Annotated in this window: 19 protein-coding genes and 2 pseudogenes; 12 read left to right on the top strand and 9 right to left on the bottom strand. The window is 72.0% G+C overall.

All coding sequences use genetic code 11. From position 1 onward, the window contains the following. Positions 1-178 precede the first annotated feature (178 nt). Entirely contained in the window at positions 179-868 is a 690-nt protein-coding gene (locus ACGFSA_RS31780; protein WP_393309494.1) for a hypothetical protein, read from the top strand. Positions 869-927: 59 nt separating this feature from the next. On the opposite strand, the gene ACGFSA_RS31775 is transcribed toward ACGFSA_RS31780, so the two are convergent. Both ACGFSA_RS31775 and ACGFSA_RS31770 read right to left on the bottom strand, forming a co-directional pair. After that, complete coding sequence (locus ACGFSA_RS31775; RefSeq protein WP_393309493.1) at positions 928-2,037, bottom strand: glycosyltransferase; 1,110 nt, start codon at positions 2,035-2,037, stop codon at positions 928-930. Continuing rightward, positions 2,034-2,573 (bottom strand): WcaF family extracellular polysaccharide biosynthesis acetyltransferase, encoded by a 540-nt coding sequence (locus ACGFSA_RS31770; RefSeq protein WP_393309492.1) that lies wholly within the window; start codon positions 2,571-2,573, stop codon positions 2,034-2,036. Before ACGFSA_RS31770 ends, ACGFSA_RS31775 begins: the two co-directional genes overlap by 4 nt. A 122-nt stretch (positions 2,574-2,695) precedes the next feature. On the opposite strand from ACGFSA_RS31770, the gene ACGFSA_RS31765 reads away from it, so the two are divergent. Next, a complete protein-coding gene (locus tag ACGFSA_RS31765) occupies positions 2,696-4,198 on the top strand; it encodes a hypothetical protein (RefSeq protein ID WP_393309491.1) in 1,503 nt (500 codons plus the stop codon). Positions 4,199-4,263: 65 nt separating this feature from the next. Here ACGFSA_RS31765 and ACGFSA_RS31760 read toward each other — a convergent pair whose 3' ends face one another. From ACGFSA_RS31760 to ACGFSA_RS31750, 3 genes are read right to left on the bottom strand one after another with little or no spacing between them, the layout of a single operon-like run. Further along, complete coding sequence (locus ACGFSA_RS31760; protein WP_393309490.1) at positions 4,264-5,556, bottom strand: hypothetical protein; 1,293 nt, start codon at positions 5,554-5,556, stop codon at positions 4,264-4,266. Then, positions 5,553-7,244: a lipopolysaccharide biosynthesis protein gene (locus ACGFSA_RS31755; RefSeq protein WP_393309489.1), complete on the bottom strand. Its 1,692-nt coding sequence runs from the start codon at positions 7,242-7,244 to the stop codon at positions 5,553-5,555. Before ACGFSA_RS31755 ends, ACGFSA_RS31760 begins: the two co-directional genes overlap by 4 nt. Further along, complete coding sequence (locus ACGFSA_RS31750; protein WP_393309496.1) at positions 7,241-8,446, bottom strand: glycosyltransferase; 1,206 nt, start codon at positions 8,444-8,446, stop codon at positions 7,241-7,243. The genes ACGFSA_RS31755 and ACGFSA_RS31750 overlap by 4 nt, the downstream gene beginning before the upstream one ends. 365 nt (positions 8,447-8,811) lie before the next feature. Between ACGFSA_RS31750 and ACGFSA_RS31745 the strand changes: the two genes are divergently transcribed. Then, positions 8,812-9,291: an adenylyltransferase/cytidyltransferase family protein gene (locus ACGFSA_RS31745; RefSeq protein WP_393309488.1), complete on the top strand. Its 480-nt coding sequence runs from the start codon at positions 8,812-8,814 to the stop codon at positions 9,289-9,291. Here ACGFSA_RS31745 and ACGFSA_RS31740 read toward each other — a convergent pair. Together ACGFSA_RS31740 and ACGFSA_RS31735 are read right to left on the bottom strand one after the other, a co-directional pair. Then, the gene (locus ACGFSA_RS31740) at positions 9,251-9,970 is read right to left on the bottom strand and encodes a CDP-alcohol phosphatidyltransferase family protein (protein ID WP_393309487.1); all 720 of its coding nucleotides are present in this window, start codon (positions 9,968-9,970) and stop codon (positions 9,251-9,253) included. The two genes, ACGFSA_RS31745 and ACGFSA_RS31740, sit on opposite strands and share 41 nt — an antisense overlap. A gap of 228 nt (positions 9,971-10,198) precedes the next feature. After that, positions 10,199-10,444 (bottom strand): hypothetical protein, encoded by a 246-nt coding sequence (locus tag ACGFSA_RS31735; RefSeq protein WP_393309486.1) that lies wholly within the window; start codon positions 10,442-10,444, stop codon positions 10,199-10,201. A 305-nt stretch (positions 10,445-10,749) separates the two neighbouring features. On the opposite strand from ACGFSA_RS31735, the gene ACGFSA_RS31730 reads away from it, so the two are divergent. The 4 genes and pseudogenes from ACGFSA_RS31730 (at position 10,750) to ACGFSA_RS31715 (ending at position 14,797) form a co-directional block, all read left to right on the top strand. Then, a complete protein-coding gene (locus tag ACGFSA_RS31730) occupies positions 10,750-11,229 on the top strand; it encodes a DUF6643 family protein (RefSeq protein ID WP_393309485.1) in 480 nt (159 codons plus the stop codon). An 88-nt stretch (positions 11,230-11,317) separates the two neighbouring features. After that, positions 11,318-11,953, top strand: a pseudogene (locus tag ACGFSA_RS31725) (MOSC domain-containing protein); the annotation flags it as partial. A gap of 14 nt (positions 11,954-11,967) precedes the next feature. Continuing rightward, positions 11,968-12,214 (top strand): annotated as a pseudogene (locus ACGFSA_RS31720) (hypothetical protein); the annotation flags it as partial. Between the two features lie 150 nt (positions 12,215-12,364). Then, the gene (locus ACGFSA_RS31715; RefSeq protein WP_393309484.1) at positions 12,365-14,797 is read left to right on the top strand and encodes a right-handed parallel beta-helix repeat-containing protein; all 2,433 of its coding nucleotides are present in this window, start codon (positions 12,365-12,367) and stop codon (positions 14,795-14,797) included. On the opposite strand, the gene ACGFSA_RS31710 is transcribed toward ACGFSA_RS31715, so the two are convergent. After that, positions 14,767-17,196, bottom strand: a complete 2,430-nt coding sequence (locus ACGFSA_RS31710) for a hypothetical protein (RefSeq protein ID WP_393309495.1) — start codon at positions 17,194-17,196, stop codon at positions 14,767-14,769. The genes ACGFSA_RS31715 and ACGFSA_RS31710 overlap by 31 nt on opposite strands. Positions 17,197-17,410: 214 nt before the next feature. Between ACGFSA_RS31710 and ACGFSA_RS31705 the strand changes: the two genes are divergently transcribed. From ACGFSA_RS31705 to ACGFSA_RS31695, 3 genes are all read left to right on the top strand, one after another. After that, the gene (locus ACGFSA_RS31705; RefSeq protein ID WP_393309483.1) at positions 17,411-18,250 is read left to right on the top strand and encodes a DeoR/GlpR family DNA-binding transcription regulator; all 840 of its coding nucleotides are present in this window, start codon (positions 17,411-17,413) and stop codon (positions 18,248-18,250) included. A 76-nt stretch (positions 18,251-18,326) separates the two neighbouring features. Then, positions 18,327-18,773, top strand: a complete 447-nt coding sequence (locus tag ACGFSA_RS31700; RefSeq protein WP_393309482.1) for an SRPBCC family protein — start codon at positions 18,327-18,329, stop codon at positions 18,771-18,773. Between the two features lie 197 nt (positions 18,774-18,970). Beyond that, complete coding sequence (locus tag ACGFSA_RS31695; protein WP_393309481.1) at positions 18,971-20,986, top strand: hypothetical protein; 2,016 nt, start codon at positions 18,971-18,973, stop codon at positions 20,984-20,986. 203 nt (positions 20,987-21,189) lie between these two features. On the opposite strand, the gene ACGFSA_RS31690 is transcribed toward ACGFSA_RS31695, so the two are convergent. After that, entirely contained in the window at positions 21,190-22,323 is a 1,134-nt protein-coding gene (locus tag ACGFSA_RS31690) for a PLP-dependent cysteine synthase family protein (RefSeq protein ID WP_393309480.1), read from the bottom strand. A gap of 249 nt (positions 22,324-22,572) precedes the next feature. On the opposite strand from ACGFSA_RS31690, the gene ACGFSA_RS31685 reads away from it, so the two are divergent. Both ACGFSA_RS31685 and ACGFSA_RS31680 read left to right on the top strand, forming a co-directional pair. Next, positions 22,573-22,917 carry a hypothetical protein gene (locus ACGFSA_RS31685; protein WP_393309479.1) on the top strand — a complete coding sequence of 115 codons (345 nt, stop codon included), beginning with the start codon at positions 22,573-22,575 and terminating at the stop codon, positions 22,915-22,917. A 187-nt stretch (positions 22,918-23,104) separates the two neighbouring features. After that, positions 23,105-23,629 carry an ATP-binding protein gene (locus tag ACGFSA_RS31680; RefSeq protein WP_393309478.1) on the top strand — a complete coding sequence of 175 codons (525 nt, stop codon included), beginning with the start codon at positions 23,105-23,107 and terminating at the stop codon, positions 23,627-23,629. Positions 23,630-23,788 lie beyond the last annotated feature (159 nt).

Here is a 23,788-nt window from a genome sequence, read left to right as displayed (position 1 = left end):
GGGCGGGGTATAACCCCCCTCTGGGGGGGGTCAGTTGGGGGGCGCTTACACCCCCGGGGGGCCCGGGGGGGGGGGGTGCGGGGCTGGGCGCCGGCCCCCCCGCCCACCCCACCCGGGCCCGCACCTTCGTGTGCGGGCCCGCCTTCATACCCGGCCCGCTCGGGCCGCAGGAGCCACCATGCACACTCGTACTCTCCGGTCCCTCCGGCGCGGGGCCGCCGCCGGGGCCCTCATCGCGCTCCTCGCGCTCTCCGGCTGCAGCTCGGACGGCGGTACCGACGCGGCAGCGAACCCGACGCGGAGCATCTCCGACGACCAGGCGGCCGGCGTCCCGGACGACCAGGCGAGCCCGGCTCCCCAGGAGTCGTCGAGCCCCTCCAAGGGCCCGGTCCTGCCCGACGCGAAGCTCACTCCGGCGACCGGTTCCTTCACCGCCAAGGAGAAGAAGTACCTGCACGGCCGTGTGCCGAAGAACATGGACCCGGCAGCCGTGCTCCAGGTCGGCCAGGAGACCTGTCAGCGCATCGAGCGCACCGCCGCCCATGACAAGGACGCCGCGATCGGCGCGCTCATCGCCGGGGACCTGCCGTCCGCCGACGACGCGATCGCCCAGCTGTGCCCGAAGCAGAAGCCGCTGCTGGACAAGGCCGCGACCGGCTTCGCCGACGGCACACGCAAGAAGCCTGCGCCGGGCACCTATCGTGCGCTGACCAGCGCCGAGGGCTGCACCTGGAAGGCACTGGGCGCGGACGACAAGGTGCTGGCCTCGGGCCCTGGCCCGGACGCCCCGAAGAAGGTCACCGCGAAGATCCCGTCCGGGACCCGTACGTTCGTCTCCTCGGGCTGCTACGCCTGGCTCCCCGCGTAGCGGGTGCCGTTCGGATCGGCGCGGGTCCGCACCGATCCGAACGACCGAGACCATCGTTGCTAGGCCCGCTCGTACACGTCGAGGAGTGTGCCGAGGACCGCGTCCATGGCGAACGTCTCGGCGGTGAGCTTGCGGGCCGCCTCCGACGCGGCGCGCCGGGCGGCCGGGTCCAGCAGGTCGAGCACCGCCGGGGCGATGCCGTCGGGTCCCGTCACCACCCGGCCGGCGCCGGCCCGGTCCACGTCGCGGGCCAGGCCGTTGGAGTCGGTCACCACGACCGGCGTGCCCACGGCCATCGACTCCAGGACCGACATCGGGAACGGCTCGTCCACCGACGGCAGGACGTACACGTGCGCCCTTCGCAGCTCCTCGGTCATGCGTGTCCCGTCGAGCGGTCCCGGGCAGCTCACCCGCGCCGCGAGTCCGAGTTCGTCGATCCGCCGCCGCACGGCGGCGAGTTCGCCCTCGTCGGGGCCCGCCACGACGAACGTGGCCTCGGGGTGCCGGGCCAGGATCGCGGGGGCCGCCTCCACCAGGTCGACGGGGCGCTTACGGGCCTGGAGCCGGGCCGCGTACAGGATACGCGGAGGTCCCTCCGGTGCCGGGCCCTCGGACGGCGCGGGCACGCCGTTCACCAGGCGGACGGCGCGGGCGAGGCCCGTCCCGCCCACCACGGCCTCCAGGTCCCGCAGTTCACGGGTGGTGAGGTGCAGAACGGCGGTGGCTCCGCGCAGCACCCGCCGCACCGCGACCGCGTCGAGAACCCTGGCCGAGCGCCGCTCGCTCGGGTCGACCATGCCGTGCGTCTGGAGGACCAGCGGCTTCCCGGCACGCAGCGCGGCGAGCGCCACCGGCAGGGTCACCAGGTCGCGCGCCAGATGCACATGGACGACGTCGGCCTGCCGTACGAGACGGTGGGCGCCGGCGAGCAGGGACGGCGAGGTGAGGCCGCTAAACCCCAACGGCAGGATCCTGCGGGCCTGGTGGAGGCGGGCGGGCACGCCCTCCACCTCCTCGGGTAGCGGCCCCTCGAAGCCGTCGGCGAGGGCGGTGAGCCGGGCGTCGTGCCCGCGTTCCCGCAGCCCCTTGCAGAGGTTGAGGGCGACCCGGACCGGGCCGCCGAAGGCGTGGGTGGGGCTGTGCAGGGTGACCGCGTGCAGCACTCTCACGCGGGCTCCTCGACGGGTCGGCGCCGGTTGTCGGCGGTGTGCAGGGTCAGCTCGGGCAGGTCCTTGTGGAGGACCGCGCCCGCACCCACGACGGCGCAGCGGCCGACCTTCACCCCGGCGAGGACGGTGGCGCGGGTCGCGACCCAGGCTCCGTCGTCGACGGTGATCGGCGCGTTGCGATACCGGAAGTTGGCGGCGCGGTGGTCGTGGCCGCCGGTGCACAGCATGGCCTCCTGCGACACGCACACATGGGCGCCGAGGGTGACCGGCTCCAGGTTGAGGATCCACGCCCCCTCGCCGATCCAGGTGTGGTCGCCGACCGTCAGCTTCCACGGCCACAGCACCCGCACCCGGTGCCGGACGAGCACCCCCGTACCGATGTCGGCGCCGAAGGCGCGCAGCAGGGCTGCTCTGACCCGGGCGGGGGTGAACCACGCCATGAAGACCGTGTTCATCACCGCGAACCAGAGCGCCTGGACGAGTATCCCGCGCCCCTTGTCATATCCGGCCAGTGTGAAGGCCGGGAGATCACGCATCGATCCATCCCCCCAACGGCGCCTCGCCAGAGGCGCCTTCGTCACACTCTAGTAGCTGACCGTTCACCACAGGCCAGGGCTCGTTAGACTGCGCCGGGGATCTCTTTCGGGGCGGGGGCGCCATGACGCAGCAGATGGACCGGGGCACGACCAGTACGCCCGGGTCATCGGAGCGGGGCTGGCAGGTGGCGGTGCCGCCCTTCCGGCCGCGCACGCTCCTCTCCCGCGCGTTGTCGGTGCCGCTCGTCCTCGGTTTCGCGGTGTTCCTGCCGTTGCTCGTGCTGGTCCAGCCCGGCACCGGTCTGCACGACTCGGCGCTGTGGCTCCAGCTCGCGCTCACCATGTACGCCGGCATCCGGCTCTCGGCGATGATCCTCTCCAGTCGGCGCAAGCTGCTCACCGGTTCGTTCTGGCTGTTCGTCTACATGGCGATGGGCGTGGCACCGCTCGCGCAGGCCGTGCTCGGCCGTACGCCGACCCCCGTGGTGGGTGCGCGCACCGATCTGACGGAGGCGGTCGCGCTCGTCCTGATCGGCTGTGTCGCGTTCGACATCGGCGCCCTGCTGGCACGCCAGCGGCCCGAGCGGAGGCGGGAGGACAAGCTGCGGCCGGCGCTGGTGCACCGCCGCCGCCTGTACCTGCTGACCCTCCTCGCCTTCCTCGGCTCGTCGCTCCTCGTCGTCAAGCTGGGCGGTCCCGCGGTCTTCTTCACGAGCCGCCAGGAGATCATCAGCAGTGTCCAGGAGGCCGGGCTCTCCCAGGCGGACTCGCAGGCCGGGCAGGCCATCGTGCGTGGCTTCGGCACCGTGCCCGCCCTCATCGCCTGGCTGGCGTACACGCGCTGGCTGGTGACCTCGCGGCGGGCCCGCCGTTCCGTGGTGATCATCGCGGTCTGGGGGGCGCTGGCCGCGCTGAACGCGGTGGTCAACAACCCGATCTCCAACCCGCGTTTCTGGTTCCTCACCGTCCTCTTCTCGCTGCTGTTCACCGTCTTCCCGGTGAGCGCGGCCTTCTACCGGGTCGCGCTCAGCCTGGGCGTGATCGTGGCGCTGATCGTCTTCCCGTTCGCGGACCGCTTCCGCTACGACGACGCCAACTACCGTCCGGTGCAGACCACTTCGCCGCTGGAGCCGTTGGCCCTCAAGGACTACGACCAGGTCGGCATGTTCGCCAACACCATCACGTACGTCCGGTCGGGCAGCGGCCACACCTTCGGCCGCCAGATGGCCGGCTCGGTGTTGTTCGCGGTCCCCCGCTCGGCGTGGCCCGACAAGCCGATGGATACCGGGGTCATGGTCGGCCAGTGGATGGGCGCGACGAACACGAACCTCTCGTCGCCGGTGTGGGCCGAGCTGTGGATCGACTTCGGCCCGGTCGGGATGGTGGCGGGGTTCGTGGCAATGGGATACGCGGCGGCACGGGTCGACCGGCGCTACGCCCGCCGCGCGGTGCGCAGTGCCCGGCCGGGCAGCCTGATCGCCCTGGCCGTCCCGCTGGTCGCCGGCTACTCGTTCATCCTGCTGCGGGGCCCCCTGCTCCAGGCATCAGGGCGCGTGGCCATCGCGGCGTTCTGCATCGCCCTGATCACCACGTTCCGCCAGGACCGGGCGCCGGGGCTGCGCTGACCGGAGGGCCGAGGCCCTGGGGGGCGGCCGCGCGCCGTGCGCTCCACTCCCCCACGCGGTGACGCTCAGTTCGCGGGGACCGCCGGTGACGGCGCCGTCGGGGTCGTCTCCTCCACCCGCAGGCGCGCGACCCGGGTCCAGGCCGCTACCGCCTTCAGTGCGGAGCCCGCGGCCAGACCCCAGGCCGCTCCGAGCGCCGAGCCGGTCAGCAGGTATCCGGCGAGCATGAGGACGACCGAGAGCAGCGAGAACACCACCTGCACCGACAGGGTGGCGCGCGGCCTGAGCACGCGCAGGGTCACGAGGGCGCAGGTGCCCAGGCCCATCACCGCGTACTGGGCGCCCGAGGCGGGCAACAGAGTGGCGGCCAACTGCCAGGTGCTGCCGAGGAGTTGGCGTCCAACGTGGTCGGGAAGGGCGTACAGCACGAGTCCCCAGGCGAGGCCGACGGCGCTGAGCACGAGGCCGAGCAGCGCGGCGGCGCGGGTGGTGGCGCGACGGCCGCCGAGGCGGTTGAGCAGCGGCGGCCCGAAGGCGTTGACCGAGTTGAACAGGACGTTGAGCGGCCCGAAGAGCGTGGTGGCGCCGCGCAGGGCGCCGACCGCGAGCGGGGCGGCGAACAGGCCGAGGCCGAGCACGGCGAGCTGGCTGGAGGCGTTGCCGACGGCGAACTCCACGACGAAGCGCTGTCCGAGGTGGCCCCGGCGCACGTAGGGCCGCAGGTCCGCCCGCGAGCCGCGGACATGGGGCCACAGCAGGCGCAGGCCGAGCAGCAGCGCCGGGACGGCCGACACGCCCCACACCGCCACGAGGAGTCCGGGCGCGGCGTGCCGGGGCTGGAGCAGCAGCGCGGGCACCACGCACATCAGACGCAGGGTGTCGGCGGCCAGGGCCAGGCCGGGGCGCCGCAGGGTGGAGAACGCGTACCGCAGCCCGTCCTGCACGAGGACCAGGGGCAGCACGAGCCCGAGGGCGAGGAAGGCTCCGCCGGGTCCGGCCCAGCCGCCGGTGACGGCGCCGACGGCGGCGAGCAGGACCCCGACGACGGTGGAGGCGAGGGAGGTGAAGGCGATCGCGGACCGGCAGGCGGCGCCGGTGTCGCCCCGGGTGAGGACGACGGCCTGGCCGACGTACGCCACGTTGAGGCCGAGCAGCACCGTGAAGGTGAGGTACACCATCGAGAAGGTGGCGAAGCCGTGCACGGTGGAGACGCGGGCGGCGATCACCAGCACGGCGATGTTGGTGAGGCTGGACGCCGCCTGGTCGAGCACCGCGGCGAGGGCGGCCGCCGACCGCCGCGGGGTGCGCGGCGGGTCGGACGGCTTCTCGGACGACGGCTTTTCCTCCGGGACGGTCACCAGTCCCCCGAGCGGACGGTGCGCAGCGCGACCGTGTCGCTGCCGCCGCCGTCGAAGTGCCGCTCGGGTTCGGGGGTGTTGCTCGGCTCGGGAGTGGGGGCCGGCTTGCTCTTGGGCGCCCGGCGTCTGCTGCCACTGCGGGCGACGGGCGTCCGGACCCTCTTGGAGTCGGTGTGCGTCACCGCGCCGAGGACGGTACCGCCGGCACCGACGATCAGTTCGCGGATACGCATCAGGTCGGCGCGGTGCACGGTCCGCGGGTCGCAGACGATGAGCACGCCGTCGACCCGGTCGACGAGCGCGAGGGCGTCGGCGTACGCGAGGACGGGCGGGGCCACGACCACGACGGTGGCCTCCGGATCGTCGGCCTCGGCGATCAGCCGGGTGGTCCCGGCGGAGGTCAGCGCGCGCGGTACGTTGCGCACGCGTTCGCCGGGGACGAGCCCGAAGGCTCCTGACTCGCCCGCGTCGAAGAGGAGTTGGCCTCGGCTCGGCCACTCGCCCTCGGCGTGCTCGCCGGTACGGCTCCAGCGGGGCCGGGAGGCGGCGGACACGTCGAGCCGCTCGGAGAGCGACGGGGTGCGCAGGTCGGCCTCCACCAGCAGGACGTTCTTGCCGGTCTCGGCGAACGAGGCGGCGAGGTTGACCGCGACGGCGACACTCGACTCCATGGAGCCGCGCGGGGCGACGACGAGTAGTCGGCGCCGGTCGGCGAAGCGCTCGTCGTAGGCGAGGCGGAAGGCGATCGAGCGGTACTCCTCGGCTGCCCGGGAGTCGGTGTGGCCGACCACCAGGGTTCCCGCCGAGCCGCGGGGCAGCGCGCCAAGGACGGGACCGCGGACGGCGCGGGCGACGTCACCGGCCGAGCGAGGCGCCGGGTCGAAGACGAGCCGCACCCAGGCGCCGAGCAGACCGAGACCTACGCCGACGAGGCCGCCGAGGCCGAGCGACAGCGGCAGGCCGGGCCCGTCGGACGAGGAGGGGACCGTGGCGTTGCGGATCACGTTGCCGGGCGTCATGTCGAGCGCGTTCAGGCTGGTGATCTTGCTGCGGAGGTCGGTGATGCGGTTGAGCAGGTTGGCCTGAACCGCGTAGGCGGAGTCCGCGGCGGATCCGTTGGGAAGCTGCTTGATCTGCCGGGAGAGCTCGTCGTTCTGCTTGGCGACCGGATGGAGCTGGTCCTGCAGGCTCTTGAGCATCGAGTCGCGGACGGACTCCCACTGGTCCTTGCGCATGTCGATGTACGACGCGGTGAGGGCGTTGGCGCGGCGCGCCGCCTCCTTCGGGTCGGACGCGTTGTACGTGAAGTGCAGCACGAGGGTCTGCGGCGGGTTGGTGACCTGGAGCCCGCTCTGGAGCTGGTCCACCTCGTCCGCGCTCATCTTGAGCTGCTTCGCGGCGCCTTGCGCGACCGAGCGGCTGAGGGCCGTCTGCCGCTCGGACCCCATGTTGAGCGCCTTGTCGCCGGCGAGCGTCGGCGCGAAGGGGTCGCTGGTGGGGGCGCGGAGCACGATGTCGGTGGTGGCGGCGTAGCTGTCGGCGCCGGTGACGCCGAGCCAGGCGCCGGCCAATAGTCCGATGCCGACACCGCCGCCTATCAGCCACCGGTAGCGCAGGAGTTGGCGGAACTGCTCACGCAACTGCTCCGGCTCGTCTTCCCCCCGGACGGGAACGTCTGTCTCGTTCACCTTCCAAGTCCCCCCGTTGCCTCGTCGATCAGCGCGTCGATGCGCGCGAGACCCGCCTCCCGTGACAGATGGGCCGCTACGTGGCGCGGACCCGCCGCGCCCAACTCGTCCGCCATCTTCGGGTCTTCGGCGAGTCTACGCACCGCTGACAAGAACTGATCAGGATTCTCCGGTTCCGCAAGCATTCCGGCACCGGAGCGCAGCACCTCGCGGGCCGTTCCGCCCTCGGCGGCGACGGAGGCGACCACGGGGCGGCCCGCCGCGAAATAGGAGGTGAGCTTGGAGGGGACGCTCATGTCGAGGACCGAGGCACGCTGGGTCACGGCGAGCACATCGGCCGCGGCCAGCACGTCGGGGAAGTCGGCGTCCGTCACCGGAGGCAGGAACTCCAGGTTGGGCAGCCCTTCGGCGCGGCGGACGAGGTGCTCGCGCTGATTGCCGTCGCCCATCAGCACGACCCGGGTGGCGGGAGCACGGCGGGCCGCCTCCACCAACACGTCGAGCCCCTGCTTGAGTCCCATGTTCCCGGAGTGCAGGACCACGGTCTGCTCGGGCCGCCAGCCGAGGCGCTCCCGGGTCTGCGCGCGGGGTGTCGAAGGGGACTGTATGTGCGACCAGTTGGGGACCAGTCGGATACGTCCGGGGTCCACACCCATGGCCCGCACCCGTTCGACGAACGTCTCATGGATGACACCGACGAGGGTGGCGCGCCGTAGCACCCATGACTCTGCGCGCTCGGCCAGATCGGCGGCGCGGCCACCCCCCTGGATGCCGGACTGCGCGGCGGCGGCGCCCATGAGGTCCTGCACGACCGGCACGTACGGGGCAAGGTGCCGGGCGGCGATACGGGCGCCGAGCACTCCGCCGGCAAGGCTGGGCAGTTGGGCGAGCACGGCGTCGACGCGACCGGTGCGGGGCGGTGCGACGAGACCGTGGGCGAGGATCGACCCCTCGAACAGGGCTCTGCGCAGGGCGCTCTGGCGCGGGGGGACGCTGTGCCGACGACGGTGCACGGTGACTCCGGCACGCCGCTCGGTGGCCCGCCACACCCCGCGGTAGGCGGGGTCCACGCGCCAGGACGGGTAGTGGGGGAGCCCGGCGAGGACGTGCGTGTCGTGCCCGCGGCTCGCCCAGTGCTCGGCGATGCCGGTGGCGTAGGGGCCGATACCGGTGTGCTCGGGCGCGTAATTGGTGGACACCACGAGCAGCCGGCGTCCGGACGAGGCGAACTCGCCCTCCTCGCCGGCGAGCGCGGCGATATCCGGCTCGGTGGTGCGCTGCCGCGGCACAGGGCCGACTGTGCGCGTAGCCCCGCTCCCGTCCCGATCGCGACGCTCGTTGTGGGTCTCTGTCACCGGACGAAACCTTTCCCCCCGGCCGCCTCGGCGGCCTCCCCTGTGCGTCCACGCCTTACGGGCCCCCGGTCCCACGCACTGGCAGAAGTGAACCAGGACGCACCCTAATTGTTCACCCTTCCTGCACTGAGCATGAACGCTATCGTCAAAGTCCGCGCATCCACCGCAAAGGGGTGTGCACAGGGGGACACCATCGAACGAGGGGGGCATCTGTGCCATCGAGCAAGCCGTATCGCGTGGGCTACGCGCCGGGCGCCTACGATCTGTTCCACATCGGGCACTTGAACATCCTGCGCCACGCGCGTGCCCAGTGCGACTACCTGGTGGCAGGCGTGGTCTCGGACGATATGGCCGAACGGGCCAAGGGCAGAGAGCCGATGATCCCGCTCGTCGAGCGGCTGGAGATCGTCCGCAGCATCCGGTACGTGGACGCCGCGTTCGCCGAGACCGTGCCGGACAAGCTGGAGACGTGGAAGCAGGTCCGCTTCGACGTGCTGTTCAAGGGCGACGACTGGCGGGACACGCCGAAGGGGGAACGGCTGGAGCGGGACTTCGCCACGGTGGGCGTGGACGTCGTCTACTTCCCGTACACCGTGCACACGTCGAGCACCCAGCTGCGGCGTGCCATCGACGCCCTCGACGGGACGCGGTTCACCGACGAACTGCGGACAGCTCCCGGAACCACTTGGTGAGGAAGGCGACGAGGAAGAGCGCGGCGGCGACGGCGAGGACGGTATAGGCCCAGCGGAAGGCGCCGCCGCCGCCGAGCAGCAGGAACACGAGGCAGAACACCCCGTGGTCGACCGGAAGCAGCGCCACCGCACGTGCCGTGGAGGGCGCGGCGCGGTCGCCCGGGGCCGCCTTGGGCTTGAGCTGCTCGGTGAGTAGTCCACCGAAGAACGTGACGACGGCGGCGAGTTGGAAGCCGAGCGGCACCAGCAGCCAGCCGTCGGCCTCGGTCCCGAAGTGACCGGGGTGGCGGTAGAAGGAGATCAGCACGGTGGTGTGCAGTGCGGTGATCTTGGCGCAGTCGACCACATGGTCGAGCCATTCACCCACCGCGCTGCCGCCACCGCGCAGCCGGGCGAGCTGCCCGTCGGCGGAGTCGAAGGCGAACCCGACCGCGAGCCCGAGCCACACCACGAGGCCCACGACCCAGGTGGGCGCGGCGAGCGCCGTCACCGCGACGGCCGTGAAGCTGAACGCCGCGCTGATCGCGGTGACATGATTGGGCGTCAGGCCGAGCCGGTACGCCCCGGCGGCCAGATACCGGCCCGCGGGCCGGTTCACGAACCGCGAATACAGCGATACGCCCTTCGCGCTCTTCTGTGCGGACTTCAGCCGTATCAGCGCCGACGTCGTAGTACTCATCGATCCCCCGGATCTCATGACCTCACCGGTCACTCCCCTGATCCACATCATCACAGGCGACGGCGTGCGATGACGAGTGATCGGAGAACTGACCGGAAACCACGGGTGTCGCCGCGGCGGCGTACAGGGAGCCGGTCCGGCGGCCCCGCCCACGCCCGGCCCCGGCGTCCCGTCCATTTCGGCGGGACCACCGGCGTCAGGGAAAGCTGAGGTCAGGGCCCTTATTTGTCAGGAGCACTGGCCGATCGCGCGGCACCTCTTCCGTTCGGTGTCCAGGCCCTGGGCGCAGCACCGGCAGGTGGTGTGGAGCCGGTCGAGGAAGGTGCGTACGTCCTTGACCGTGACTCGGGCGACCTTCTTGGTGCCGAGGATGGAGATGAGGTGGAGACAGACGCAGGCGGCGTAGCGTGGATGGGTGTTCTCCCGAACCCGGTGGGCGGCGACGCCGCCGAGCCAATAGGCCCATGTAGTCACCGAGCGTGCTGTCGGCGGTGGCGACCGGCAGGCCGCAGTTCCCGTCGGCGATCGCCTGATAGTCGTAAGGTTCCAAGCGCTCGGGGTCGAAGCCCTCCGTCCTGGCGAGTGCCACGCGGGTGTCGGCCTTTGCAGCCCATCCGCCACTTCTCGTCGGCCATGTGGCCCTCCAACGGAAAAGCCCCCGCTGCCAACGGTAGCTTTAACGATGTTTTAGCAGGTCAGGCGGACAGAACCAGCGTAAAACGGATGACCCTGGGATTGGGGCTCCCCAACCAGCACATCGTGGGCTTAACTTAGGTGTCATGACCTCCCCCCGCTCCACTTACGGCGGCGGCTACTACGCCGCACCGTCGTTCCCCGACACCCCGATCTACGACTCCTTGGTCGCGGAGCGGGGTACGCCTCAGATAGCCCCGATCCGAGTGTCGGCCTCCTACGACACCGGAAACAGCTACCTGCCGGCGCTCCCGTCGGCGCTGCCGGCGCTTCCCGCGGCACCTTCCCAGCCGAACCCGTCGTACGGCTACCCGCAGCAGATGGCCGCACCGCAGCAGAACTACGCGCCGATGCAGCCGGCTCATCTGGAGCAGGCTCCCGCGCCGTACATCCCGCAGCAGCCGACCGGCATGCGGGGCGGCTACCAGCCGCCTCAGCCCCAGCAGCAGCGCCCGGCGCCGGGCACGGGGTACGAGTCGATGCGTCCGGCGTCGCCGCGGCCCGTACCCGCGCCCTCTCCGTACGAGGACCCGTACAACCGCCCGTACCAGGGCCGGGGGTACTGAGCCGCTGCGGAACCCGCTGCACACGGCCGCGGTCCGTCCCTGGTCCGATCCGAAGGGCGGGCCCGGGACGGACTGGCAGGGTGAAGGCATGCGCCCTCCCGTGCTGCGCGCCGTACACATTCATCCGGTCAAGTCACTGGCCGGATACGAGCCTGGCGAGGCCGCCGTCGAGCCATGGGGACTCGACGGCGACCGCCGGTGGATGCTGGTCGACACCACGGGCCGGGCTGTCACACAGCGGCAGCAGCCGCGCATGGCGCTGGTCTCCGCCGTGCCGCTGCCCGGGGGCGGCATCGGTCTGTCGGCGCCGGGGAGCGCGCCGCTGACCGTCGAGGTGCCCGAGCCCGGACGCACGGTCCCGTGGTGCTGCACCGGTCCACCATCGAGGTGTGGGCGGCGGCCGCCGCCCACACCCGGTTCAGCGACTGCCTGGGCACGGAGGTCCGGCTCGTCGATCTCGACGCGCCCGGGACCCGTCGGCTGATCAATCCCGCGTACGCGCGCGCCGGTGAGACCGTCGGACTCGCCGACGGCTACCGTCCCGTTCCGCGTCGTCAAACCCTGTGACCGCTGTGTCATCACCCTCACCGACCAGGGCACCGCGGAGCGCGGCCAGGACCCGCTGCGTACGCTCGCGCGCCACCACCGTACCGGGAAGGACCTGCTGTTCGGCCAGTATCTGATTCCGGACGGGACCGGCGTGATCCGGGTCGGGGACCCGGTTCCCCTCCCGGCCGTCCCGGCTCCCGGGTGCGGATCTGGACCGACCTGGACGGACGCCCGGCGCTGCCCCCCGATGGATGTGCCGACGGCCCACACCCATGCGGCACTGGCCGGATTCGGGGTGATGGTGCTGGGCGTCGCACTGATCGAGGGCGGGCGACGCCTGATCGTATGGCGCATGGTGCAATGGCGGTATGCGCGGCTCGACCAAGCGTGGGCCGAGGCCGGTCCGGACTGGGGCAGGACGGGCACCGGCAGCTGATGAGCTGGGATCCCGTCAACTCCCGCCCTCCGCGCGCGCTACGGTGGACCGGTCCGCTCACCTCTTCGGCGGACGGACCCGTGACGACCCCTGCCGCAAGGCCGGCCGCACGAGCATCGGACACGCACGAGGTGGGGGCACAACAGCGCCATGGCACAGGGCACGGTCCAGGTGACGCACACCGGCACATCGCGGTGGCGGCGCCGCACTGGCGAATACGCCTCCCTCACCGCAGCCCTTGAGGCCGCGGCGGACGGTGATGTCCTCACCGTCGCGCCGGGCACCTACCGGGAGAATCTCGTCCTGCACCGCGCGGTGACCCTGCGTGGTCCCGAGGGCTCCGTCGGCTCCGTCCGGATCGCACCGGTCGACGGCGTACCGCTGACGGTGCGTGCCTCCGCCGTCGTCCAGGATCTGCATGTGGAGGGCCAGGACTCGGCGGCCCCCGCACTGCTCATCGAGGACGGCGCCCCGGAGCTGGCGGATCTGCGGATCGTGACGCGGTCGGCCGCCGGGATAGAGGTGCGCGGTACGGCCCGGCCGAACGTGCGCCGCTGCACGGTCGACAATCCGGCCGGGGTCGGCATTGCCGTGCTCGACGGTGCGGGCGGGGTGTTCGAGGAGTGCGAGATCGTGTCGGCCGGGCAGTCCGGGGTCTCGGTGCGCGACGGTGCGCATCCGCGGCTGGAACGCTGCCGGGTTCATCACTCCTCGGGCGCCGGACTGAGCATCACCGGTGAGGGCAGCGCGCTGGAGGCAGTCGGCTGCGAGGTGTACGAGATCAAGGGCAGCGGCATACAGGTCACCGCCCGCGCCTCCGCGCACCTCACCGACTGCACGGTGCACCGCACTTCGGCGGACGGGGTCACGCTCGACACGGACGCGGTGCTGACGCTCGCCGACTGCGACATCCATGACATCCCGGAGAACGCGGTGGATCTGCGCTCCCGTTCGGTCCTTACCCTGACCCGTTCCACGGTCCGCCGCTTCGGGCGCAACGGCCTGTCGGTGTGGGACCCGGGCACCCGGGTCGACGCCAACCAGTGTGAGATCCATGACAGTACGGGCGACTACCCGGCGGTCTGGGTGAGCGACGGCGCGACCGTGATACTGGACTCCTGCCGGGTCCATGACGTGCCGGACGCGATCTTCGTCCTCGACCGGGGCTCGCGCGCCGATGTCGTCGACAGCGATCTCACCCAGGTCCGCAACACGGCGGTGTCGGTGAGCGACGGGGCGACCGCACAGCTCGACGACTGCCGGATCCGGGAGGCGTCCACCGGCGCCTGGTTCCGCGACCACGGCAGCGGCGGCACGCTGAACAACTGCACCATCGACACGGCACAGACCGGGGTCATCGTCACCAAGGGCGCCGACCCGACCATCGAGCGCTGCACGGTCACCTCGCCCGCCGAGGCCGGTTTCTACGTCTCCGCCGAGGGACGCGGCACCTTCGACAGCTGCCGGGTCACCGGCAGTGACGGATACGGCTTCCATGTGATGGACGGCTGCCGTACGACGCTGACCCGGTGCCGTGCCGAGCGGTGCGCGCGCGGTGGCTACGAGTTCGCCGAGGGCGGCTCGCACGGCCACGGGCAGGGGACGGGCCCGGTCGTCGAGGACTGCACCAGCGACGAGAGCGCACTGCGCACCGTCACTCCCCCGCCGCCCACGGTGCTGACGGCCACTCAGTCGGCCCCCGGGCTGCTCGGTGCGGTGCCCGCGCAGCGCCCGGCCGTGCCCGCCGCCGTCGAGGCACCCGTCGAGCCGGTACGTACCTCGGGCGCCGTTCTCGGTGAACTGGACGCGCTGGTCGGCCTGGACAGCGTCAAGCGCGAGGTACGTGCACTCACCGACATGATCGAGGTGGGCCGCCGCCGCCTGGAGGCGGGGCTGAAGGCCGCGTCGGTGCGACGCCATCTCGTCTTCACCGGCTCCCCCGGCACCGGCAAGACGACCGTGGCCCGCCTGTACGGCGAGATCCTGGCCTCGCTCGAGGTACTGGAGCGGGGGCATCTCGTCGAGGTGTCCCGGGTCGATCTGGTCGGCGAGCACATCGGCTCGACCGCCATCCGCACCCAGGAGGCGTTCGAGCGGGCGCGCGGCGGGGTGCTGTTCGTCGACGAGGCGTACGCGCTGTCGCCCGAGGACTCCGGCCGGGACTTCGGCCGGGAGGCGATCGACACGCTCGTGAAACTGATGGAGGACCACCGGGACGCGGTGGTCGTGATCGTCGCCGGTTACACCCACGAGATGGAGCGGTTCCTCACCGTCAACCCCGGTGTGGCGTCCCGTTTCTCACGGACCATCACCTTCAGCGACTACGAGCCCGCCGAACTGCTGCGGATCGTCGAACAGCAGGCCGAGGAGCACGAGTACAGCCTCGCCGAGGGCACTGGAGAAGCGCTGCTGAAGTATTTCACCGAGCTGCCCAAGGGCCCGGCGTTCGGCAATGGCCGGACCGCCCGCCAGACCTTCGAGTCGATGGTCGAGCGACATGCCGGCCGGGTCGCCCAGCTCGCCGAGCCGAGCACGGACGACCTCACCCTGCTCTACCCGGAGGACCTGCCGGAACTCCCCTGAGTCTCCCCGGAGCCCCCGTCGGCCTGGCGGGGCAGCACCGGCCCGAGCCGGACGAGCAGCGCCGCCCGTTCCTCGGCGAAGACCGGGTCGGCCTGGTAGTCCGAGTGGCCGAGCACCGGTTCGGGCAGCGGGTGCTCCGGCGTGCGCCCGTAGACCAGCGGGTCCCGCAGAGGCCCCCGGTCCACTTCGGGGCCTGCACCCACGTCGAGCCGGACCCGGCCACCGATCGGGTCGGTGGCCCGCCACAGGTTGCGCCAACAGTGCACGGACCGGTGCAGTCCATGCAACGGTCCGGGACCGAAGTAGGCCGGGAACCAGCGCCCGTACAGCCGCTCGATCGGCGAACCGTAGGTGAGCAGCGCGACCCGTTTCCGGGCCCCGGCCGGCAGCTGCCAGACGGCGGACGCCGCAAGGACGCTGCCCTGGGAGTGCCCGGAGATGACGAGCCTGCCGCGGGTGCGGCCGGTCCAGCCGGCCATCCGGGAGGCCAGGTCGGGGACGGCGCGCTCGGCGTAGCAGGGGGGCGCGAAGGGGTGGGCGGCGCGGGGCCAGAACGTGCCGACGTCCCACAGGATGCCGATGGTGCGCCGGGTGGAGGCGTCCCGGTAGGCGCGCCGACCGCAGGTCACAAAGACGATGAAGCCGAAGCCGATCATCCACGAGCCGGTCGACTGGGCGACTTCCGCGACCGACTCGATGAACGGGCCGGCACCGTCCAGGGCCAGCCCCGGCACCTCCCCGCTCGCCCACGCCCCGGCGACCGCTCCCGCGCCGAGCAGCAGGGTGGCGCCGGAGACCAGCCCGAGGAGCCAGGGCGCGGAGTCGGTGAGCGCAGCCAGGGCCCGGGTCCTGGCGATCTGCCGGGTACGGGCGGCGTCCGGCCGCTTCTCCCGGTACTCCTTGTTGACCTCGGGTTCCATGGCGCGGGCGGCGAGCCAGGTGCGTACGCCCAGCACGACGGCGGGAATCAGCAGCAGGGCCAGGAGTACCGGGATGACCGAGGCCTGCCAGCTCAGCAGTACCGGCGGCCCGTCGATGAGCGAGCTCCGGCCCATGCCGGGAGTGCCCGGTCCGTCGAGCCAGTCGGCAACGCGCTGGGCGACTCCGCCGGACATGACGCCACCGAGGGCGCAGGCGAGCATCGCGACCGCGGGGCCGCCGAGTCCGTACATGACCGTACGGGGCTCGGGCGTCCGGCGGTACAGGCCGAGCGCGACCGCCGCGAGGGCGACCACGAGCATGCCCTGGCCGACGGTGAGGACGCGGAAGGTGACGTCTCCGGGGAGCGTGCCGGCGGAGACCCAGCCGGGACGGGACCAGGCCGCGTACACCGCGGTGACGACGAGCAGGGCGAGGGCGGTGCCGGGCAGCCAGGTGATGACGGCGCCGTCGAGCCGGTTGTCGAGCCGCCGCTCGCTGCGACCGCGGCTGCAGACCACCCCGAGCACGACGAGCGTGCCCAGCACGAGCATCGCCTCGATCAGCTGCCCCAGGAACTCGGGTACGGGGCCGGTGACGGCGCGGTCGTGACGGGCCGCGGCACCCGCGACGGAGGACGCCACGGTCAGGAATCCGGCGGCGGTGTGCGCGGCCCGCAACCGGGCGACGAGCCGCCGGCCGTACCAGAAGCCGGGGCGGCCGAGGGCGGGGCGGACGACGGGGGTTCCGGCGACGGGGGTTCCGGCGGCGGGGGTTTCGGTGGTGGGGGTTTCGGTGGTGGGGGTGGCCTCGGTCCCGTTGTCGAGGACGTCGTCGTCCGGTTCCGCGCCGGTGAGCGGGCGCTGCGACTCATAGGCGCTCCAGGTCCGGTTGGACAGGAACCAGAGCAGCCCCACCAGCACGGTGGGCACCAGAGCCGCCAGCGCGAGCCGCCGCCCCGGCTGCGACCACCAGCCGTCCTGCGACGTCGACAGGAAGCCGAGCCAGGACCGTTGGTCCGAGCACTCCGGTGCACCCGCGCACTGCCAGGCCACCAGATCCAGCGCGACCTCGCACGCCGCAGCCGTCAGCAGGACGGTCAGGCTGAGGGCGACGAGGCGCACGAGTACGCCGTACAGCCGGACCGCGCGGGTGCGGCCCTTGGCCGTGGGCCGCATCCAGTGGGCCAGGTTGACGACCATGAACGGGAGCAGCAGCAGCCACAGCGCGCGCGAGCCGTTGCCGGAGGTGAGATTGGACCAGCAGTACGCCTCCTCGATGGGCCGGTCCCGGTACCGCTCCGGGTGTTGCTCGGCGTCGACGTCCCCCGAGCGTCGGAATATGGCAGCCGTCGCATCACCCGTGACCCGGGCGATGCGCGGATCCCCGAGCATCGACTGGGGGGTGGCTCCACCGACGCCATGGACCAGGAGTTCCAGCGCGGCCCCCGTGCTGTGCGGGGCCTCGGTGACAGGGGGCACGTGGATGACTCGCTCTCTTGCTGTCGCGGCGTTCCGGCCCGCGTACTGATGCGTAGTCACCAGAATCCCGGAACCCGGGCCGCGCCGGTACCCGGATCACAAATCTCCCCGGTGCGGCGCCGGACGAAGCTGCGTGGCAGGATGAGCCCGTCCGACAGATTGTTGAACCGACGGGCTGCTGTACGGATACCCGACGAAAGGACCGGACCCGGCGTTGAGTGAGAATCAGAATCTCCTCGCGGAGCAGCGGCGTGCACTGATCCTCGACGAGGTGCGCCGGCGCGGCGGGGTCAGGGTCAACGAGCTGACCCGCAAGCTGAGCGTCTCCGACATGACCGTGCGCCGGGACCTGGACGCACTGGCCCGTCAGGGTGTCATCGAGAAGGTGCACGGCGGCGCTGTGCCGGTCGTCGAGGCCAGTACGCACGAGCCCGGTTTCGAGGTCAAGTCGACGCTGGAGCTGACCGCCAAGGAGGACATCGCGCGGACCGCCGCTGCGATGGCCGTTCCCGGCAGTGCGATCGCGCTCTCCGGTGGTACGACGACGTATGCGCTGGCCCAGCACCTGCTGGACGTACCGGAGTTGACGGTGGTGACGAACTCGGTGCGGGTCGCCGAAGTGTTCCATGCCGCGCAGCGGTCGACGGGCGGCCCACGGGCCGGGGCCGCCACGGTGGTGCTCACCGGTGGGGTGCGGACTCCGTCCGACTCTCTGGTCGGCCCGGTCGCCGATCAGGCGATCGGTTCGCTCCACTTCGATGTGCTGTTCCTCGGGGTGCACGGGATCTCGGTCGAGGCCGGGCTCTCGACACCGAATCTGGCGGAGGCGGAGACCAATCGGCGCTTCGTGCAGTCGGCACGGCGGGTGGTGGTGGTCGCCGATCACACCAAGTGGGGCACGGTGGGCCTGAGTTCGTTCGCGACGCTGGAGCAGGTGGACACCTTCATCACGGATTCCGGTCTGTCCGCGGGCACCCGCGAGGAGATCGAGGAACATCTGCCGGGCCTGGTGGTGGCGGGCGAGATCGCGGCCGGCGATCTCTCCGAGGGCTGAGGAAACGGGGATCCCGAGGGCGAGCCAGAGGTTCCGCTCGGCTCGTGCCATGGCCGGGACGTCCTAGGATCCTGCTGTGGCCGTATTCCGGATCGAACGATTCACCTCCCTTCCCGCCGCCGAGTCCTGGCGCCGGGTCACCGACTGGGAACGGCACTGCGCACACGTCCCGCTGACCCGGATCACCGTCCCGACCGGACTGCCCACAAGGATCGGGACCGTCTTCGTGGCCCGCACGGGTGTGGGCCCGCTGGCGTTCGACGATCCGATGGAAGTGGTGCGCTGGATGCCGCCGGTGACCGGGCGAGCCGGGCTCTGCCGGCTGGAGAAGCGCGGTTCGGTGGTACTGGGCCGGGCGGCGATCGATGTGTATCCGACGAAGTCCGGGTCCCATGTCGTGTGGGTGGAGGAACTCCGTATCAGGCTGCTGCCGCAATGGGGCGATCCGCTGATCGCGGCAACGGGCCGCCGGCTGTTCGGCCGGGTGCTGGACGGTCTGCTCGACGGCACGGCGCGGCCGTAACGGCCTCCCCCCACGACAGGGCTTGAGTTCTAGTGGGGGCCGTACCTCCCGCGGTGCGCGGCTGCCGCCCCGGCCGTGCAGCCGACGTGACAGTCAGGCAGCCGCGCCTTTGGACCTGCGCCCGATGTGACCGTCACACGATCGACTCGTTTGTCGGTACGACGGTTATCGCCAACGGCTCGGAAGGCACCGATCCCATGCCGATCCACCCATCCCGGCAGCGCTCCACCCGCAGCAGCGAACGCCCCGGCGTCCAGCAGGCCGAAGCCGCGCTCGTGGAACACTACCCACGTCTCGTCCGGCTCGCCTACCTCGTTCTGCCGCCGTCGCTCGGCCGGCACCAACGGGTCCTCGCCGCCCATGCGGCCGTCCAGCGCGCCCTGCCCGGCCGGCGCACCGCGGGACCTCGGGAACCGCTCCGGACCCGGATCCCGGCACCGGGGCGGAGCGTACCGTCCCCGAGGAACCCCGCCGCGGCGCACGGCGCCACCTCCGCATACGCCTGGGTGCGGCTGCGGGTGCTGCGTACCGCGCTGGCGTACGAGCGTCGGCCCCGCTGGTGGCCCGGGCGGATCCCGGCACCGGCCTCGCTGCGCCCTGCGCTCCCCTTCGTCCGGGGGCTGCGGCTCTTCCCGCGCGCCGGTGGCGCGGAGGAACTGGCCCTGGACCGAACACTGTCCACGGTGTCCGCTGCCGTGCGGGCGGCGTTCGCGCTGCGGCTGCTGGAGGGGCTGACCGACCTCGAGGCGACGGTGCTGCTCGCCCGGGCAGGGGCGAGCGATGCGGCGGGCGCGGTACGTGCGGCCGGACGGCTGGAGTCCGCCGACCGGCCGCGGACCGAATCGCTGCTGCGCTCCCCCGAGTTCGACCCGTGCACGCTCCAGACCCGCCCCAGCGATCTGTTGCGGCGCAGGCACCGGCTGCGGGCGGTGGCCTCCGCTGCCGCGCTGTGCGTGATGGCGGGCGGTCTGGTCGTCCTGGCCTCGGAGAACGGTCCGCGCGGCCCGCAGGACGGTCGCGCGCGGGCCGGCTCCGTCGCCGCCGATCCGGCAGCGCTGCTGCGTACGGCTGCCACGGAATGGGCGGACACCTCGCGCGTCGACTTCACCGCGTGGCCGGCTCGCGGGGACCGTACCCAGGACCGGGATCTGCTCGGCCGGGCGCTGCGTAGGTGGGGGCACACGCCACGCAGCGTCCACGTCTCCACGTCGCCCGGGACACTCTCCGTACCGCCCGCCCAGCCGCCCCGGCTGCTGTACGCGGGCGAGGTGGACGGTGCGGCCGTGGTGCTGTTCCACGACGGCGGCGTTCGCCTGGTGCGTTACGCGGAGCCGCTGACCGGCGCCGGGGCGGCCGCGCTCGACTTCGCCCGGACCGATGACGCGGACGTGACGACGGGGGCGGCCGTCGTGGTCAGCCGCAGGAGGGACGGGGCCCGGTTCCTGCTCGCCCCGTGGGTCTCGGAGACCACGACGCGCGACCTGCTGGCGCCGAACGCTCCGGCGCGGTCGCTGAAGGTGGGCCGCGACGGTGTCACCGCACCCGTATCGCGCCCCTCGCCGGGCCGCAGTTGTGGCTCCTGGCCGGTGCTGCAGCTGCGTTCCTCGGAGCGCATCGCCGAGAACCACTCATTCCTCCTCACCGATCTGGGCGATCTCGCTCCGGTCCATCTCACGTACACACCGCTGCCCGGCAAGGGCGCGCCGCCGCGCGGGCCGCGCGAGGCGACGGGTGGTCCGGCCCTGTTGAGCTGGGCACGTACGGTGTGCTCGCTGCGGGCGCTGCGGGGCAGCGGGGTCCGTGCGGTCAACAATTGGGCCTTTGCCCGGCAGCCTCTCCCGGAGGGCGGGACACCGGCGGACTGGGTGTGCACCCGGGCCGACACCTGGCAGGGGCCCGGCCGGGTTCTGATCCAGTTCCTGCAGCCCGCCGCATCGCTCACCGCCCCTGGTGCGGTGGTGGCCGACCGGCCCGGTACGGCGCTGTGCGGCCGGTTCGGGCAGCACGTCCTGGCAGGCACGCACTGGAGGGCACCGTCCGGCCGGTGGTACGTGCTGGCGGCGGGCAGCCGGGCCGTCAACCGGATCAAGGTGACGGGCGGCGTGCGCGGGTCGGCGGGCGGTACGACACTGGTGGTACGGGCACCGCAGGACGCGCAGGTGGAGCTGAAGGCCCGGCTGCGCGTGGGCGGGACGCTGTCCGCGGTGCGCTGAGAGGGGCGGCGGGGGAGCCGGGAGAGGCCGCGGCGTTCCGGTTCGTCCTGCGACTGGGCCGGGCGTTCCGGGACGCGGTGCGCAATCTCGACAAGCGGCTGACCGCGGCCTCCGCGTGAAAGCGGGGCGGCCGGGTCACTCCCCCACGTCGCCGTCGACAGCCTCGCGTATCAGGTCGGCACGACCGTGGTGACGGCCGGGCTTCAGCAGGGCCAGTTGCCGGTGGCCAGGAAGTGCCGGATCGTCGCGGCGTACGGGGCGATGTCCAGGCCCTGTTCGGCGAGCCAGCTGTCGGAGTAGTACTTGTCGAGATAGCGATCGCCGGGGTCGCAGAGCAGTGTGACGATGCTGCCGGTGCTGTCCTGGTCCAGCATTTCGGCGACGAGTTTGAACGCGCTCCACAGCCCGGTGCCGGTGGAGCCGCCCGCCTTGCGGCCGATGGCCTGTTCCAGGGCGCGCACAGCTGCGACGCTGGCCGCGTCCGGCACCTTCATCATCCGGTCGATGGCGCCGGGCAGGAAGCTCGGTTCCATCCGGGGCCGGCCGATCCCCTCGATGCGTGAACCGCAGTCGCTGGTGGCGAGGGCGTTGCGGTCGGTCCAGCCGTCGAAGAAACAGGAGTTCTCCGGGTCGGGCACACAGATCCGGGTGTCGTACTGCATGTAGTGCACATAGCGGGCGATGGTCGCCGAGGTGCCGCCCGTCCCTGCGGTGGCGACGATCCAGGCGGGCTCCGGATAGCGCTCCAGCCGCAGCTGCTGGTAGATCGACTCGGCGATGTTGTTGTTGCCGCGCCAGTCGGTGGCCCGCTCGGCGTAGGTGAACTGGTCCATGTAGTGGCCCCCGAATTCGGCGGCGAGCCTGGCGGACTCCTCGTACAGCTTCTGGGCGTCGTCGACGAAGTGGCACTGCCCGCCGTGGAATTCGATCAGCCGGCACTTCTCGGAGCTGGTGGTGCGGGGCATCACCGCGATGAACGGCACCCCGATCAACTTCGCGAAGTACGCCTCCGAGACGGCCGTCGAACCGCTGGACGCCTCGATCACCGGCCTGCCCGGCCGGATCCAGCCGTTGCAGAGCCCGTAGAGAAAGAGCGAGCGGGCCAGCCGGTGCTTGAGGCTGCCCGTGGGGTGCGTCGACTCGTCCTTGAGGTAGAGATCGATCCCCCAGGCCTCGGGCAGCGGGAAGCGCAGCAGATGCGTGTCGGCGGAGCGGTTGGCGTCGGCCTGGACCTTGCGGACGGCCTCCTTCAGCCAGGCCCTGTAGTCATGGTCGGTGCGGTCGATGTCGACGGTCGCCGTGACCTCGCCGTCGGGCCTGCGCTCACTGGTGTTCATCAGCACGCTCCTGCTCGTCGTGACCGGACTTGCGGACCACCGGCCCCTGGACTCCGCATCCCACGATAGGCCCCCTACCTGCACAAACTTTGACTTTGGGGATCCATAGCACTGCCTTGGTGCCGAGGAGCGGGACGACTGCGGCACGCCGTGGCACATTCGCGGCATGCCGCCTCGCTGCCACCCGGTGCGCCCGTGACCGTGCGGGCAGACTGACCCTCAAAAGCGTGATGAAGGGGCGAACCAGCCATGAAGGAAACGGAGTTCACCACGACGGGGGTACGGATCGAGCGGTGGGCCCGGTCGCTCACCAGGGCCGGTCAAGTGATCGTCAAGGACGGCCGGGTGGCACTGCTGACCAGTTACGGGCGGGAGATCGACAGCGCCCCGGCGGCGGCGGTGCGTGCGCGCAGGCCATGGCTCGCCGGAGTCGGCTCTACGGTGGCGCGGGTCAATGGGACGTGGTACCGGGTGACCATGGGGCGGCGCGACCGCGGGCCGGCCCGTGCGGGGCCGTCGCGTCGTTTCCTGGAGGCACTGCGCAGCGCGGCCGGCCGGCCGGGCCGAGGAGCGGGGCAGGCCGGGCGGGGCTGACGGTGCGCCACGGCCGGGTCACTGCGAGTTGCGGAGCCCTGACCCCTGAGCGACATTGGAATCGCGTCACTCATGGTTTACCGGCGGTGACACTGTGATCCAGCCCGCCGGACCAGGAACGACAGACGGCCACCCGCCGGCTCCGTTCCGTCGTCTTCTTCCGGACCTATTTCGGGGAGTCGCAGCCGTGATCAGCGAGCCAAGCAGGCACTGCACGGTGGAGCTCCAGGCCCTGCCGTCGCGGATCGGTCAGGTCCGCAGAATCATCTCGGCGCAATTGCGCTACTGGCATCTCGACCCTCTGATCGACCAGGCAGCGCTCGGCGTCACGGAGCTTCTGACCAATGTCCACCGGCATGCACAGCCGGACAAGACGTGCACCGTCGAGATAGAGCTGCTGCTCGAACGTCTGACGGTCTCCGTCCACGACCACGACCCGCGGCTGCCGACCGTGCGCGCGGCCGACGCCTCCAGCACCTCGGGGCGCGGACTCGCGATGATTGCCGCGGTCAGCGAGAGCTGGGGGTTCCGGCCGTGGGGCCGGGCCGGGAAGGTCGTCTGGTTCACGCTGCCGGCTCCTTCTCCGACGGTTGCTCTGCCGCCGAACTCGCTGTACGGGGCGACGACCGACGGCCCGTTCGGCGCCGTGACCACCGCGTCTCCCCTGGAGGCCGTGGCGCACACCGACGCCCGGTCCGCCGTGGTCGGTTAGGGCCTGATCCGAAAGACAGGTCTTGGACGCAGTGAGGAGCGGGGGGGCCCCCGGGGGCCCCCCCCCCCCCGGGGGGGGTGAGGGGGGGGGCCATGCGGCGGGGCCCGCCCCCCCGCCCCCCCCCCCCCCCCCGCGCCCCCCCCCCCCCCCCCCCCCGGG

The organism is Streptomyces sp. NPDC048496, from assembly GCF_043200055.1.
Lineage (GTDB): Bacteria > Actinomycetota > Actinomycetes > Streptomycetales > Streptomycetaceae > Streptomyces.
Note: the sequence above shows the minus strand (reverse complement) of the source record. Positions and strands in the feature narration are given on the sequence as shown.

Excerpts from the sequence above, each read along its gene's own strand:
- ACGFSA_RS31780 (WP_393309494.1), top strand. The coding sequence starts at position 179 with ATGCACACTCGTACTCTCCGGTCCCTCCGGCGCGGGGCCGCCGCCGGG.
- ACGFSA_RS31770 (WP_393309492.1), bottom strand. The coding sequence starts at position 2,573 with ATGCGTGATCTCCCGGCCTTCACACTGGCCGGATATGACAAGGGGCGC.
- ACGFSA_RS31765 (WP_393309491.1), top strand. The coding sequence starts at position 2,696 with ATGACGCAGCAGATGGACCGGGGCACGACCAGTACGCCCGGGTCATCG.
- ACGFSA_RS31740 (WP_393309487.1), bottom strand. The coding sequence starts at position 9,970 with ATGAGTACTACGACGTCGGCGCTGATACGGCTGAAGTCCGCACAGAAG.
- ACGFSA_RS31730 (WP_393309485.1), top strand. The coding sequence starts at position 10,750 with ATGACCTCCCCCCGCTCCACTTACGGCGGCGGCTACTACGCCGCACCG.
- ACGFSA_RS31715 (WP_393309484.1), top strand. The coding sequence starts at position 12,365 with ATGGCACAGGGCACGGTCCAGGTGACGCACACCGGCACATCGCGGTGG.
- ACGFSA_RS31695 (WP_393309481.1), top strand. The coding sequence starts at position 18,971 with ATGCCGATCCACCCATCCCGGCAGCGCTCCACCCGCAGCAGCGAACGC.
- ACGFSA_RS31690 (WP_393309480.1), bottom strand. The coding sequence starts at position 22,323 with ATGAACACCAGTGAGCGCAGGCCCGACGGCGAGGTCACGGCGACCGTC.
- ACGFSA_RS31685 (WP_393309479.1), top strand. The coding sequence starts at position 22,573 with ATGAAGGAAACGGAGTTCACCACGACGGGGGTACGGATCGAGCGGTGG.